The organism is Ruegeria sp. BB1 (assembly GCF_056539465.1).
Genome location: NZ_JBQFVB010000001.1, coordinates 1,089,494 through 1,103,893, shown reverse-complemented (window position 1 = coordinate 1,103,893; position 14,400 = coordinate 1,089,494). Strand labels below are relative to the sequence as shown.

13 protein-coding genes are annotated in these 14,400 nt (G+C 57.3%); 10 read left to right on the top strand and 3 right to left on the bottom strand.

The genetic code is table 11. The features are described from left to right. Positions 1-192 precede the first annotated feature (192 nt). The 4 genes from ACR0AL_RS05495 to rpoD all read left to right on the top strand — a co-directional run bounded on the left by ACR0AL_RS05495 (position 193) and on the right by rpoD (position 6,141). Entirely contained in the window at positions 193-1,623 is a 1,431-nt protein-coding gene (locus tag ACR0AL_RS05495; RefSeq protein WP_170348249.1) for a Glu/Leu/Phe/Val family dehydrogenase, read from the top strand. Between the two features lie 128 nt (positions 1,624-1,751). Further along, a complete protein-coding gene (locus ACR0AL_RS05490) occupies positions 1,752-2,087 on the top strand; it encodes a hypothetical protein (protein WP_170348250.1) in 336 nt (111 codons plus the stop codon). A gap of 1 nt (position 2,088) precedes the next feature. Then, positions 2,089-4,038, top strand: coding sequence for a DNA primase (gene dnaG, locus ACR0AL_RS05485; RefSeq protein ID WP_480662234.1), 1,950 nt, complete (start codon positions 2,089-2,091; stop codon positions 4,036-4,038). A 114-nt stretch (positions 4,039-4,152) separates the two neighbouring features. Next, positions 4,153-6,141 (top strand): RNA polymerase sigma factor RpoD, encoded by a 1,989-nt coding sequence (gene rpoD, locus ACR0AL_RS05480; RefSeq protein ID WP_170348252.1) that lies wholly within the window; start codon positions 4,153-4,155, stop codon positions 6,139-6,141. Positions 6,142-6,342: 201 nt separating this feature from the next. Here the strand turns inward: rpoD and ACR0AL_RS05475 are convergent, their stop codons facing one another. Further along, positions 6,343-7,347, bottom strand: coding sequence for a helix-turn-helix domain-containing protein (locus tag ACR0AL_RS05475; protein ID WP_170513183.1), 1,005 nt, complete (start codon positions 7,345-7,347; stop codon positions 6,343-6,345). A 323-nt stretch (positions 7,348-7,670) separates the two neighbouring features. On the opposite strand from ACR0AL_RS05475, the gene ACR0AL_RS05470 reads away from it, so the two are divergent. From ACR0AL_RS05470 to ribD, 6 genes are all read left to right on the top strand, one after another. Then, positions 7,671-8,108 carry a thiol-disulfide oxidoreductase DCC family protein gene (locus ACR0AL_RS05470; RefSeq protein ID WP_480662232.1) on the top strand — a complete coding sequence of 146 codons (438 nt, stop codon included), beginning with the start codon at positions 7,671-7,673 and terminating at the stop codon, positions 8,106-8,108. After that, a complete protein-coding gene (locus ACR0AL_RS05465) occupies positions 8,109-8,657 on the top strand; it encodes a DUF4166 domain-containing protein (protein ID WP_480662230.1) in 549 nt (182 codons plus the stop codon). Between the two features lie 78 nt (positions 8,658-8,735). Next, positions 8,736-9,137, top strand: a complete 402-nt coding sequence (locus tag ACR0AL_RS05460; protein WP_480662228.1) for a hypothetical protein — start codon at positions 8,736-8,738, stop codon at positions 9,135-9,137. An 18-nt stretch (positions 9,138-9,155) separates the two neighbouring features. Then, complete coding sequence (locus ACR0AL_RS05455; RefSeq protein WP_480662226.1) at positions 9,156-9,569, top strand: secondary thiamine-phosphate synthase enzyme YjbQ; 414 nt, start codon at positions 9,156-9,158, stop codon at positions 9,567-9,569. A 121-nt stretch (positions 9,570-9,690) separates the two neighbouring features. After that, positions 9,691-10,161 carry a transcriptional regulator NrdR gene (gene nrdR / locus ACR0AL_RS05450; RefSeq protein ID WP_005983889.1) on the top strand — a complete coding sequence of 157 codons (471 nt, stop codon included), beginning with the start codon at positions 9,691-9,693 and terminating at the stop codon, positions 10,159-10,161. Beyond that, positions 10,158-11,258 carry a bifunctional diaminohydroxyphosphoribosylaminopyrimidine deaminase/5-amino-6-(5-phosphoribosylamino)uracil reductase RibD gene (ribD, locus tag ACR0AL_RS05445; protein ID WP_480646263.1) on the top strand — a complete coding sequence of 367 codons (1,101 nt, stop codon included), beginning with the start codon at positions 10,158-10,160 and terminating at the stop codon, positions 11,256-11,258. The genes nrdR and ribD overlap by 4 nt, the downstream gene beginning before the upstream one ends. Here the strand turns inward: ribD and ACR0AL_RS05440 are convergent. Continuing rightward, positions 11,255-13,255 carry a capsular polysaccharide biosynthesis protein gene (locus ACR0AL_RS05440; RefSeq protein ID WP_480662224.1) on the bottom strand — a complete coding sequence of 667 codons (2,001 nt, stop codon included), beginning with the start codon at positions 13,253-13,255 and terminating at the stop codon, positions 11,255-11,257. The two genes, ribD and ACR0AL_RS05440, sit on opposite strands and share 4 nt — an antisense overlap. Then, complete coding sequence (locus ACR0AL_RS05435) at positions 13,255-14,385, bottom strand: polysaccharide biosynthesis/export family protein (protein ID WP_425080868.1); 1,131 nt, start codon at positions 14,383-14,385, stop codon at positions 13,255-13,257. Before ACR0AL_RS05435 ends, ACR0AL_RS05440 begins: the two co-directional genes overlap by 1 nt. Positions 14,386-14,400: the final 15 nt, after the last annotated feature.

The window sequence follows — 14,400 nt, the reverse complement described above, 5'->3', positions numbered from 1 at the left end:
GCGGGCGATGAGCGCTTCTGTCTTCGGTTGGGCGACAATTTCGATACTAGGTGTCGAATTGGGCGACTCAGCGACCGTCACAGTATTTTTGATGCGTTTTTCGAGTTTTATTTCTGCTTAATTATTGATCGTTTACCCAATGGGTGCGACAAAACGTCAGAACGTAAACCGTTCGCTGGCACGGAGGATTAAATGACGGCCATTAAAGAACCCAGCTTTCGCGAGAGTGTGGACCTCATGTTCAACAGGGCAGCGTCCCTGATGGACCTGCCTCCGGGGTTGGAGGAGAAAATCCGGGTCTGCAACGCGACCTACACCGTGCGTTTCGGCGTTCGCCTGCGGGGTGAGATTCATACTTTCACCGGATATCGGTCGGTTCACTCTGAGCATATGGAGCCGGTCAAGGGCGGTATTCGCTATGCTCTGGCCGTGAATCAGGACGAAGTCGAAGCTCTGGCGGCACTGATGACTTACAAGTGTGCATTGGTTGAGACACCGTTTGGCGGCTCGAAAGGTGGCTTGTGCATTGATCCCCGGCAGTATGAAGAACATGAGTTGGAACAGATCACGCGGCGTTTTGCTTATGAATTGGCCAAGCGCGATCTGATCAACCCGTCTCAGAACGTGCCTGCGCCCGATATGGGCACGGGCGAGCGCGAGATGGCGTGGATTGCTGACCAGTTCGCACGAATGAACACAACCGATATCAATGCGCGTGCCTGTGTCACCGGCAAGCCGCTGAATGCCGGTGGTATCGCCGGACGTGTCGAAGCCACAGGGCGGGGCATTCAATACGCATTGCGTGAGTTCTTCCGCCACTCTGAGGACGTGCAGAAGGCAGGCCTGTCCGGCAAGCTGGACGGCAAACGCGTTGTCGTGCAGGGGTTGGGCAACGTGGGATATCACGCCGCAAAGTTCCTGAGTGAAGAGGACGGCTCTCGTATTGTCGGTATCGTTGAATGGGATGGTGCGCTCTATAATCCCGACGGGATTGACGTTGAATCGGTCCGGCAGTGGATCGTCAAGCATGGCGGTGTTAGCGACTATCCGGATGCAACGCATTCTGCCGAAGGTGCCGAGGTTCTGGAAGCAGACTGCGACATCCTCATTCCGGCGGCCCTTGAAGGTGTCATCAACCTATCCAACGCCGAACGGATCAAGGCACCCTTGATCATCGAGGCGGCGAATGGTCCTGTGACGGCGGGTGCGGATGAAATCCTGCGCAAAAAAGGCACCGTGATCATTCCGGACATGTACGCGAATGCCGGCGGTGTGACGGTGTCTTACTTTGAATGGGTGAAAAACCTCAGCCATATCCGCTTTGGCCGGATGCAGCGTCGTCAGGAAGAAGCCCGCCACGAGCTGATCGTCAGCGAGTTGGAGCGGCTGGATCGGTATCTGGGCGATGCGTGGTCGATGTCCCCGGACTTTAAGGCCAAATACCTCAAAGGTGCGGATGAGCTGGAATTGGTTCGTTCGGGCCTCGATGACACGATGCGCATTGCCTACCAATCCATGCGCGAGGTCTGGCACAGCCGTGATGATGTCGAAGATCTGCGGACGGCGGCTTATATCGTGGCCATTGATCGCGTCTCGAAAAGCTACCGCGCCAAAGGGCTATAACACTTTCGTCGGTGGGGTGTTTTGACGCCCCGCCGATCAAATATGGCTCCTTCGTCGAAAAGGGTGATAGCAGGTGCCGCTTCTGAGGGTTAGACTCTACGGAACTCAACTGATTCCGGAGCCGTACAATGTTTCGTCCCTTGCTCGCCTTTATCCTTTTGTCGACACCTGCAATGGCTCAGGAAACCAAGGAAGAAAGCTGTGGGTATCAAGCTGACGTCGTTCGAGCAATTCAACAGGCCCGGCTGGATCGGGTGAAAGAAGCTGACGTTGCTGAGACTATTGTGTCAAGCAATCCGCCATGGCCATCCAACTACAATTCCGCGATCCCCGGGTTAGCCCCATGGGTTTACGAGCTAAAAAAGCGAGAATTACGCAAGCAGGACCTTGGTGAAATCCTCTACCAACAATGTGTGGACAATTGGGATGAGATACAGGCCTTAAAAAACAACATCACCAACTAAGATGTCGCTGCCCCCCGGATTTCTAGATGAACTGCGCACCCGCCTGAGCTTGTCTCAGGTCGTTGGGCGCAAGGTCATGTGGGATGCCCGCAAGTCCAATCAGGGCAAAGGCGACATGTGGGCGCCATGCCCATTCCATCACGAAAAGACCGCATCCTTCCATGTCGATGACCAAAAGGGGTTCTATTATTGCTTTGGCTGTCACGCCAAAGGCGATGCGATAAGCTTCGTGAAGGAGACCGAAAATGTGTCGTTCATCGAGGCAGTTGAGATTCTGGCGCGCGAGGTCGGGATGCCGATGCCTGCGCGCGATCCCAAAGCACAGGAAAAGCAGGACTGCCGGTCGCAACTGGCCGAGGTGATGGAGCAGGCGGTGCAATTCTTCCGCCTGCAACTGAAGACCGGGGCGGGGGGGGCGGCGCGCGATTACTTGTCACGCCGCGGATTGGATGCGCAGGCGTTGGAGCGCTGGGAAATTGGCTTTGCCCCGGATGGTTGGCAGGCGCTGTGGGACCATCTGCGGGGCAAGAACGTGGCCGAGGATTTGATCCTTGGCGCGGGTTTGGCTAAGCCGTCGAACAAGGGCAAAAAGCCTTATGATACGTTCCGCAATCGGATCATGTTCCCGATCCGCGACCCGCGCGGGCGTTGCATCGCCTTTGGCGGGCGGGCGATGGACCCGGCCGACAACGCCAAATATCTGAACTCGCCCGAGACTGAGTTGTTCGACAAGGGACGCAGCCTCTATAACCACGGGCCCGCTCGGCAGTCTGCGGGCAAAGGGCTGCCCTTGGTCGTGGCCGAAGGGTACATGGACGTGATTGCTCTGGCAGAGGCTGGGTTTGGTGCCTCGGTCGCGCCGCTAGGTACCGCGATTACCGAGCATCAGTTGCAATTGCTATGGCGTATCTCGGACGAGCCGATCATTGCACTGGATGGCGATACGGCGGGTCTGCGGGCCGCCATGCGGGCGGTTGATCTGGCTCTGCCGTTGCTGGAGGCCGGGAAATCCCTGCGCTTTGCCCTGATGCCCGAAGGCAAGGACCCCGACGATCTGTTGCGTGCCGAAGGGGCAGGGGCGGTGCAGGCCGTGCTGGATGGGGCCATTCCGATGGTCAAATTACTGTGGCAGCGCGAAACCGAAGGCAAGGTCTTTGACAGCCCGGAACGTAAGGCAGCGTTGGATAAGGTGCTGAGGGACAAGATCAAACTGATCCGTGACCCTTCGATCCGCTCTCATTACGGGCAAGAGATTAAGGATCTGCGGTGGCAATTGTTCCGCCCGCAGCGGCAATCTGGGAACCGCCAATGGCAACCTCGGGGCAAGTGGCAACCGCAGAAACAGCCAGCAACGCCTGACGCGCGGGCATCGTTTTTGGCTTCGTCTGAAGGTGCCGAGATTCAACTGCGCGAAGCGGCTATTCTTGCAATTGCTGCGCTTAACCCCGAAGTCGTTGTGCAGTTTGAGCATCAATTGGAGGATATGGAGTGCCGCGATTCCGACCATGCAGCCCTGCGCCATGCGATCCTGCGGCACGCGATTGATGATCCTGACAACCTGAAAGACCACATTGCCGAAACTTTGGGGCCCCAGGCCCTTGAAAACCTGCTGGCCCTTCGCCATGTCGCAGTAATCCCTTGTGTGTACAAACCAGGCGACGTTGAAAAGGCCGAGATGACGCTGGCCGAGGAACTCGCAAAGATCAAAGCGCTCCGGGGGTTGGATGCTGAGATTGCCGAAGCTGCAGAGGAACTGTCCGATCTGGCCGATGAGGCGTTGACGTACCGATTGGCGCAAGCCGCCGAAGAACGCAACCGCACAAGCCGCAGCCAGAACGAGGACAGGGCCGTTTTCGACATCGCCGACAATGGCGCGCGGATCAACCGCGACGAGAAAGATGCGTTCAAGGCAATCATGTCGGGCATCAATTTTGAACGGAAACGCCGGTGAAGTGGTGTTTTCGTAAGGCACTGGAAAAGAAAAACAGGTAAACGGGTGGCCGAATCACTTCTACGCGCTAATGATTCGGTTGAAACGAATCACCCATCCCTGCAGGAGCATTGAATGGCCGCCAAGGATACGAACGAAGACCGCAAATCCGACGAGCAGGAACAGGAAATCTCGTTGGACATGAGCCAGGCCAACGTCAAGAAGATGATCGCCGAGGCCCGCGAGAAAGGTTACATCACCTACGACCAGCTCAATCAGGTGCTGCCGCCTGACCAGGTCAGCTCGGAACAGATCGAAGACGTTATGTCGATGCTGTCCGAAATGGGCATCAACATCATCGAAGATGAAGAGGCCGAAGAGGAAGAGAACAAAGGCTCGACCGAACTGACCACCACGGAAAGCAACCGTGAGGTTGCGTTGTCCGGTGCTGCAACGGAAAAGCTGGACCGCACTGACGACCCCGTGCGCATGTATCTGCGCGAGATGGGCAGCGTCGAACTGCTAAGCCGTGAGGGCGAGATTGCGATCGCCAAGCGGATCGAGGCCGGTCGCAACACCATGATCGCCGGTCTGTGCGAAAGCCCGCTGACCTTCCAGGCGATTACCATCTGGCACGACGAATTGTTGTCCGAAGACATTCTGCTGCGTGACGTCATTGACCTGGAGGCCACATTTGGCAACCAGTTGGACGAAGACGGCGATGTCGAAGAACCGGTCGTCGACACGTCAGCCGTACAGGCGGCAAAGCCAGCCAAGGACAGCGGACCGGAACTGGACGCGGATGGCAATCCGATCGCCAATGATGACGATGATGACGAAGATGATCAGGCCAACATGTCTCTGGCCGCGATGGAAGCGGCCCTGAAAGATCAGGTGCTGACCACGCTGGAGCGAATCTCGACCGATTTCGCGATGCTTTCGGAAATGCAGGACAGCCGGATTTCGGCCACGCTGAACGAAGATGGCACGTTCAGCGCCAAGGACGAAGAGACCTATCAAAAGCTACGGGCCGAGATTGTTGAACTGGTGAACGGTCTTCACCTGCACAACAACCGTATCGAAGCGCTGATCGACCAGCTTTACGGTATCAACCGTCGTATCATGTCGCTGGACAGCGCGATGGTGAAGCTGGCGGACCAAGCCCGTATCAATCGTCGCGAGTTTATCGACGCTTATCGTGGCCGTGAACTGGACCCGAACTGGCTGGCCGAGATGGCTGAAAAACCCGGTCGGGGTTGGCAGATGTTCATCGAACGCTCGACTGCCAAAGTCGAGGAACTGCGCAACGATATGGCTCAGGTCGGGCAATATGTCGGTCTGGATATCCCCGAATTCCGCCGCATCGTGCAGCAAGTTCAGAAGGGTGAAAAAGAGGCGCGGCAGGCCAAGAAGGAAATGGTCGAGGCAAACCTGCGTCTGGTGATTTCGATTGCCAAAAAGTACACGAACCGCGGCCTGCAATTCCTTGATCTTATTCAGGAAGGTAACATCGGCCTGATGAAGGCGGTAGACAAGTTCGAATACCGCCGCGGCTATAAGTTCTCGACCTATGCGACCTGGTGGATTCGTCAGGCGATCACGCGCTCAATTGCGGATCAGGCCCGTACAATCCGTATTCCGGTCCACATGATCGAGACGATCAACAAGCTGGTTCGGACCGGCCGTCAGATGCTGCACGAGATCGGGCGCGAGCCGACGCCAGAAGAACTGGCTGAAAAGCTGCAAATGCCGCTGGAAAAGGTTCGCAAGGTGATGAAGATCGCCAAAGAGCCGATCAGCCTTGAGACGCCGATTGGCGACGAGGAAGACAGCCAGCTGGGCGATTTCATCGAGGACAAGAATGCCGTGCTGCCGCTGGACAGCGCCATTCAGGAAAACCTCAAGGAAACGACGACACGGGTTCTTGCCTCGCTCACCCCGCGTGAGGAGCGGGTGCTGCGCATGCGTTTTGGCATCGGCATGAACACCGACCATACGCTGGAAGAGGTCGGTCAACAGTTCAGTGTGACCCGCGAACGTATCCGTCAGATCGAAGCGAAAGCGTTGCGCAAGCTGAAACATCCCAGCCGGTCGCGAAAACTGCGGTCTTTCCTGGATCAATAAAACCAAGGCGCCCCGAGAGTGGCGCCTTTTTTCTTTCACCCCACGCGCTTTCACATTGTCCATTGGAAAGATCAAATTGGCGGGAAGTCACAAGGCAAGACCCCTGCACCTCTTTATATCCGCATTGTCCACTCATGGGACAGGCCGGGGTGAGGCTTTGCGGCTGATGACCCCCGGCCACTTGCCATATAGCGCATCCGATTAATCCAGACGACTGCGGAAAGTGCTGGGGGCCTGACCGGTCCAGCGTTTGAAAGCGGTCGAAAAGGCCGGTTGATCGGCGTAGCCCAGCGAATAGGCAATCTCGGACAGCGCCATGCCGTTGGTGATAAAGGTTTGCGCCAGATCGCACCTTAGGTCATCGACGATATCGCGATAGGTTGCCCCTTCTTCCTTGAGCCGCCGTGTGAAGGTGCGCGGACTCATCCCCAGATTTGCGGCGGCCTCATCGGCGTGAATGACAGTGCCGGGCAGCGAGCGGGTAATCAGCCCTTCGACCTGCGCGCGCAGTTTTTGCTTGGGCGAGCGTCGCTCTGCCAGGACACGTTCACCATATTCCAGAAGGTGCGCGCGCAGGTTTGAATCGTAGGTCGGAACCGGCAAATCCAACGAGGATACGGCAAAGACGATTTCCAGTCTCTCTGCACCGAAAACAACGGGAAACCCTGCAAGTTTTTGAAATTTCTCTCTGTTTTTCCCAACCTCGTGCTGAAACCGTATCTCAATCGGACGGAAATTCGATTGCGTCAGGGTGCGCATGCGGGCCAATCCGGCGAACATGAGGAATTCGGTCCGGCGGTGATACCGGGCAAAACTGGCATCCTTCCATTCGGCCTCAATGGTGGCAAAGTTTCCGGCAAGGCGCAGTGCAAAGGCTATGGCCGGGTCGATGAACATATGAAAGCGCGAGGTATTCTCGATCACCTGCCGCAGGTCGCGCGAATACTTACTGATATACGCCGTCAGGCTAGAGGACGAAGAAAACTGCAACCCGGTCTGCGCGGCAAATGTAATATCTCCGACGGTATCGCAGGCATAGCGTGCAAACAGGGCTTCTTGATGGGCGCTGCACGTTGTTGTCGGCGCTGCAATTCTATCCCGTGAGAGTTTACACTTTTCCAGTATACGGTCAGATGCTTCGGTGCCGTTTGTTCGTTGATCAAGCGCTTTGGTCAATAACTGAATGCGGGCGATATCAACTTCCATGGCTGTTCCACCGTGTTTTCAATCGGGTTTAATGCCGTTGTTGCGTATTGGGCGTTTGTCGATCCCATGTATTGCTTCAATGTCTGGAATTCGAATGGTTTTGGCCGGCAAACACAAGACCCAAGGTCAGACATTTTGTATTTCCCGTCCGTTGTCGGGTTAGCACCTTGTGGGGATGAGGTCAGAGCCCTGGAAAAAAAACCACCAAAACCGGTGGCTCCCCGGCACATTCACGCGTTTGAATCAGACGGCCTCATGTCGCATTGCCCGGTCCGGACCATGGTGAAAGGGTGCGGGTAGGAAAGCTAACGGGCGCAACAGATATGCCAAACTTTGCCGTCTCAGAATTGGTGGATGCTCAGTATATCATTGTTTTTGATGGAGAATGTGTTCTGTGTTCAGGTTTTTTTCAATTCATGACGATGAGGGATAAAGCGCAGCGTTTTAAATTCGCAACGGCGCAATCGCCGCTAGGGCAAAGGCTGTACCAAGAGCTTGGATTGCCCATGCAGGATTTTGAAACCAACCTGGTGATCGTGAACGGCAATGTACATCAACGTTTGGATGCCTTCGCCGCGGCGATGGGCGCGCTGCCGGGGATTTGGCCGATCTTGTCTTTTTGTAGGTTCCTGCCCAGTTGGATCAAAGACCCGCTGTATCATGCCATTGCACGTAACAGGTACAAGTTATTCGGACGCAATCCGACCTGTATGATCCCGGATGCCGCACTGCGATCCCGTTTTTTGCCCGAGGGATTTTGAGTGGAACCCGATCCGTTTTTGCAATCCCTTCCGGCCGGGGTAGAAGTGCCCTTGGCCCTTAAGCAGTTGCATTCCAACACAGGTCACTACGTGGGACGGTGCGATATTGTCGAGGGACGAGGGTGGCTGATCAGGCTTGCTTTGCACCTCGGACGGTTTCCTCGAAGCGCCAACGACATACCGGTGCAAGTTCGGATAGACCGTGACGATGACACATGGCAGTGGGTACGTGATTTTGATGGCCACACGACTCGATCCCTCCTGACATTTGATCACGGCGCAGATTGCGTTCGTGAAAAGCTGGGCTGGCTGACGCTGTGGCTGGAGCCCGAGGTCGAAGCTGAACACCTGTTGATCCACATCCGGGGCCTGAGCATTTTGGGTCTTCGTTGCCCGGCATTTTTGCTGCCACGCTCATCAACCGTAGAATGGCAGAGCGAAACAGGGGATTATTGCTTTGATGTCTCGGCCAAAGTGCCGGGCCTTGGGGTATTGATCCGGTATAGCGGCTGGTTGAAACTTGTTCACGTACAGATGGACCCGGATTGAATTCATCGTGAACCGGCTTTGTTTGAATTTAGAGTACACTAGGTCAATACCTACCTCGAAACAGGAAAGAGTGTGATTATGAAAAAGGTTATGACTTACGCGGTATTCGCGGCGTTCGTGTTGACCACGCCGGCGTCGGCGACGTTCGCTCGGTTTGGCTATCAGACCGTAGCGCTTAGTAACACAGTCTTTGAGGTGATCCCGCGCGGACGGACCGATATAGACGGGTATTGGTGTGCCGCCTCAGATTTTGCCCGCAGAACACTGGGCGCCAGTTGGCAACAGCGGATTTACGTCAAGCGTGGTTATGGTCCAAGCGAGGCCACGGGGCGCAGAACAGCCGTGCAGTTTTCGCTTACGGCACCGGAGACCGTTCAGCAGCAAAGCAGTGGTGTTTTCTCGGCGGGGTTTCAGCCGGGTTTCAGTATGTCAGTTTCGGCCGCCAATGGCCGGTGTACTGCTCGGCCAATCTTTGACTAATACAGGCCTGTCCACCTAATGAAGACCGAGTTTTTAATTTCAGCGCGGGGTCCCGGACTTTATGAGTTCACTCCGGATGTGCGTGACTGGCTGAACTCAATCGGGGGGGATGGGTTGCTGACACTGTTCGTGCGGCACACCTCTTGTTCGCTGGTCATTCAGGAAAACGCGGACCCCGAAGTGCAGGCGGATTTGCGTGCGTTCTTCGATCGGCTGGTGCCGCCGTCGGATCACCCGTCGATGGCGTATCTGCGGCACACCTATGAAGGTCCCGATGATATGCCAGCCCATATCAAAGCCGCGCTTTTGCCGGTTTCCCTGTCGATTCCTGTGGTGTCCGGACAACCCGTTCTGGGCACTTGGCAGGGTATATATCTGTTTGAACATCGAACTGCGCCGCATCACCGAAAGGTTGCGGCGCATTTCGCGTAGATTCATGATCTAGCGGTTAAAATTTCCGACTACCCAAATCCTAGCGGCTGCCCTATAGTTGTGGATAACTAAGCCACTGCGCTTACAATAAGAAGCGGAACAAGGGACGAGGAGAGGGCGAATGCGCTGCCCGTTTTGCGGTAATATCGACACTCAGGTCAAAGATTCACGCCCGGCAGAGGATCACGTCGCGATCCGCAGACGTCGGTTTTGTCCCGCTTGTGGGGGGCGTTTTACCACATATGAACGTGTACAATTGCGCGATCTGGTGGTGATCAAAACCAACGGAAAACGAGAGGATTTCGACCGGGATAAGCTGGAACGTTCGATCCGCATTTCGATGCAGAAACGCCCCATTGATCCTGACCGGATCGACCAGATGATTTCGGGCATTGTCCGCCGTCTGGAAAGCATGGGTGAAACCGATATCCCGTCCAGCAAGATCGGTGAGATCGTTATGGAAGCTCTGGCGCGGATCGACACCGTGGCTTATGTTCGCTTTGCGAGTGTATACAAGAATTTCCAGGCGGCCGATGACTTCGAGGAGTTTGTCCACGAACTGCGCCCGCCGCAGCCTTCGACGGACGAGTGAGCGAAACAGATAAGCGATATATGGCGCTGGCCTTGTCATTGGGGCAGCGCGGTCAGGGCACGTGTTGGCCCAACCCTGCGGTAGGGTGTGTTATCGTGCGCGACGGTCGGATCGTCGGGCGTGGCTGGACCCAACCCGGTGGTCGACCGCATGGTGAAACCCAAGCGTTGGCCCAAGCGGGCGAGGCCGCGCGAGGCGCAACTGCGTATGTCTCACTGGAACCTTGTTCTCATCACGGTCAAACACCGCCATGCGCCGAGGCGCTGATCAAGGCAGGTGTGTCGCGGGTGGTTTCCGCGATTGAGGATAGCGATCCGCGCGTCGCAGGGCAGGGGTTTGCCATGTTGCGCGAGGCTGGGATTGAGGTCACCACCGGTGTTTTGGCGGAACAAGCCGCACGTGATCACGCGGGGTTTTTCCTGAAGACCGAACAGGGGCGCCCGTTTGTGACGCTCAAACTGGCCAGCAGTTTTGACGGGCGCATTGCGACGTCGACCGGTCACAGCAAGTGGATTACGGGACCGAAAGCGCGGCGGGCGGTCCACGCGATGCGCGCGCGTCATGATGCGGTGATAGTCGGAGCAGGGACAGCGAGGGCTGATGATCCGTCTCTGACTGTTCGCGATCTGGGGGTCGAGGCGCAGCCAGTGCGAGTGGTAGTGTCACGCCACATGGATATTCCGCTGATGGGGCAATTGGCACGTACGGCTGCTGAGATACCGGTTTGGTTATGCCATGGTCCGTCCCCGGATGCCGATCGGGCCCGCGCGTGGGAGGGGCTGGGCGCACGTCTGATCCCCTGTGCGCTGCAGGAACATCACATAGATGCCGCTGACCTGTTACAACAACTTGGCCAGGCCGGGTTGACGCGCGTTTTCTGCGAAGGTGGGTCGGCGCTTGCGGCGTCCTTGCTGGCCGATGATCTGGTGGATGAGCTGGTGGGCTTTAGCGCGGGGCTGACAATTGGTGCCGAAGGCTTGCCCGCCATTGGATCAATGGGGCTGGACAAGTTGGACGCCGCCCCCCGGTTTGACCTGATCGAAACCCGCGCCATCGGGCCGGATGTTTTGCATCGCTGGGCGAGGGCGCTGCGTTAGCGGCGACGCCATAGGCGAGCGTGCGTGGCAAGCGCGCCTTGCAGTTTCGATAACAAGCGCAGAGAAAAACCGCCCTTGCGTTCATTGCCCTCTGTCAGGCGTTGCAACGCGACCTCGACGGGGCAGGGCAATCCGGTAAGCGGATCGTGGTATCGTGGATAATCGATCAACGCGGCATGAACCAAACCCAAGATGGACGGTCTTGCGCCACGTCGCGCCGGTACCGTTCCTAAATCGTTCGTCAGCCCCCACCCAGCATAAAACGGGGCCCCAAGCGAGGTCACACGGACCCCGCGCAACAGGGCCTCGAACCCAAGCAAAGAGGTCATCGTCCAGACTTCGTGTGTTTGGGCCAGCAACGCGGCTGGATCGGTGTCTGTGGCGATCACGTCGGCGAGACTTTCGTCGTCAATCGACCCTTCGCGCAGTCCGGCCTCGACATCAGGATGCGGCTTATAGATCAAGATCGCATTTGGGTTCGCCTCACGCGCGGCCCTCAGCAAGTCGGTGTTTGTGTGGACAGTCGTAGTGCCAAGCAGGATTGAGGCATCATCCTCGACCTGACCCGGAACCAGAATGCGATGCCCTTCGGGCAGTTCCGGGGGCGCTCCGCCGGTATTGTATTTGCTGAGTTGGCCCGAAACGATCTGCGCCACCAACCGTTCGGCTCGCAATTCCTGATCCGGGCGCAGGGTTTCACGTGCGGTGATCAATTCCTCCAACCGGCTTGGATGTGTCGGGTCGTAGTAGATGCCCAGGTCGTCCGTTGCCAAAGACAGGGGCGGCACCAGATTGGCGCCAAGCCCGCGGGACCTCAGAAAACCGTCCTCGATCCTGATCGCGTCTTCCGCATCGCGGGCGTGGTTGGCCCAAACCATATGCGGACAGTCGGGTGTATCGGGCGGGGTCGGAGTGAAGCGAATCTTCTTTTCGCGACCGAACATCTCTTGCAGGTGTTTGCGCTTCCACAGCCGCATGCCGGAGGCTGTCCACCCCTTATGATCCTGACGCCACGCCCTCGTTTGCGCCTCGAGCGTATCCAGCACAGTTTCCAACTCGCACAACTGGTCCCGGTATGGGTCGTACCATGTAGGATAGAGGATCATCGCTGCGGCAAATAACTGTGCCCGGGTCAGGTTGCGCTGGCGGCGAGGGAAATAGACCTCATCCTGTGTCAGCCCCCATCCGGCATAGAAGGGCTGGCCAAAGACACGCGGCTTGTGGCCAGCCATTATAGCCTCAAAGCCCAACTGCGATGACAGGGTGTAGACGCCGACCGCACCCTCTAGCAGAGTCCATGGGCTGATGGGCTCGGTTACAAACGAAACCCGGTCGGTCATATCTTGATCCGAGTAATACCCGCTGCGATATCCGGCAGCGGTTTCGGGATGTGTCTTGATCAGGACACGGGCACCGGGATTTTCCTCTTGTGCCATGACCAGCATCTCGCGGAAGCGTGCGTCATCACCCTCGCTGGCCGTGACCGAGGCATCATCTCGCGCCTGATCGACCACTAGAACGTAACCCGGTTCAGGTGGGGGCAGGGTGGGATCGACGGCAGAATACTTGCTGAGGTGCAATTCGCGCATCCTTTCGGTCCCATACCGGGCCCGGTTCAGCAGGGCGGTATCGTCCAGCGGATGCGTGGCCAGTAGGGTTTCAAGATCCGAAGGCTGCGCAGGATCGAAATGAACCCCCGACCGATCAAGCAACAGACCCAGCGGCGGCTCACCCGTCCGCCCTGGATGTAACGAGCGCAAAAAGGCGTCTTCGACACGTAGAATCGGTGCGTTGTGTCGGGCCGCGATGCTAAAGCCGCGATGCGCAGTTGGGCTGTTGCCCCAAACACCCACTACGTCTGCGTCGCGGGGAAGACCCAGCCGGATGTCGTAACCATTGAAGTGTAGGATGCGCCGTATGCGGCGTTGGGTCAGGAAACCACCGTTATAGACAAGCAACCGGGTCCGTTGTGCCCCGGCTGTTGGGTCAAGTTGCATCAGCCGCCCGTCAGCGTGGCGACGTTTGCAACCGGTGTCAGGCCACCGGCGATCAGAGAGATCGATTTGCTCCACTGTGCATACGGGGCTTCGGTCACATAGATCGTGTCGTCGTCACGGATGACGAAGTCCCTAGCGACGAACAATCCGTTGGGCGCGGTCAGGTTCAACAGATAGATCATACGCTGATCACCCTGCAGATCCTGGCGCCCCATGACGTTGCGCGCGATGTCCTGCCGTTCCTTACGTAGTACGAAAATACCGGTCGGGTCCGAGGACAGGGATTGCAAGCCGCCCACTTGCGCCAGAGCTTCAAGCGCCGAAAGGTCTTGTGTGTCGAATGCCACGCGCGACTGCCCGGTGGCCCCAAGCGCGATGTAGGAACGGCTGTCAGCTTCGACGAGAATGCGGTCTCCGCCGCGCAGCGCGACGTCCAACTGGGGATTACGCACCAGATCGTCATACCAGACCGTCCCGCGGTCATTTCCGCGGATCAGCGTCACCAGCGCGATGTCCGAACCCACGGCAACGCCGCCGGCCCGCGACAGCATTCCGGACAGGGTACGGCTTGGCCGCTCGATTGGATAAATGCCCGCTGCCCCGATTTCTCCGCTAAGTGAAACGGTTGCGCCATCCCCTGCGACACGGCGGACCTCGACTTGTGGATCGGGCGTCTGTTCCTGCAATTCGCTGGTGATCAGTTGGCGCAGTTGCTCGGGCGTGTTGCCCGAGGCCCGGATGCGTCCGGCATACGGCACAAAGATAAAACCGTCGCTGTCGACCTGTATCTGTTCTAGGATAGTGGAGGAGCTTATTTCACCGGACAACAAGCCGTCATCGACGTTTTCCCAGACCGTCAAACCAAGGACGTCACCGGGGCGAACAGTGTCTGCCGCCAGGCGTTGCGCACTGCGAAAAGAGGACGAAAACCCGTATTGAGGGATGGCCGAAGTGGCCTTTGCGACGCGGTCATCAACTTCGACCACAAAAGCATTGCCGCCTTTTTCCGTGGAGCCCGCCAAAATTTCGGACTTGTTGGGTCCTGATTTCGGAAGTTGACACCCGGCCAACAGGCCAATTGCGGTCACAAGGGATAACCCCCGTATCCATCGGATTGGAAAGCGCTGCACTGCCGGTAATCCTCG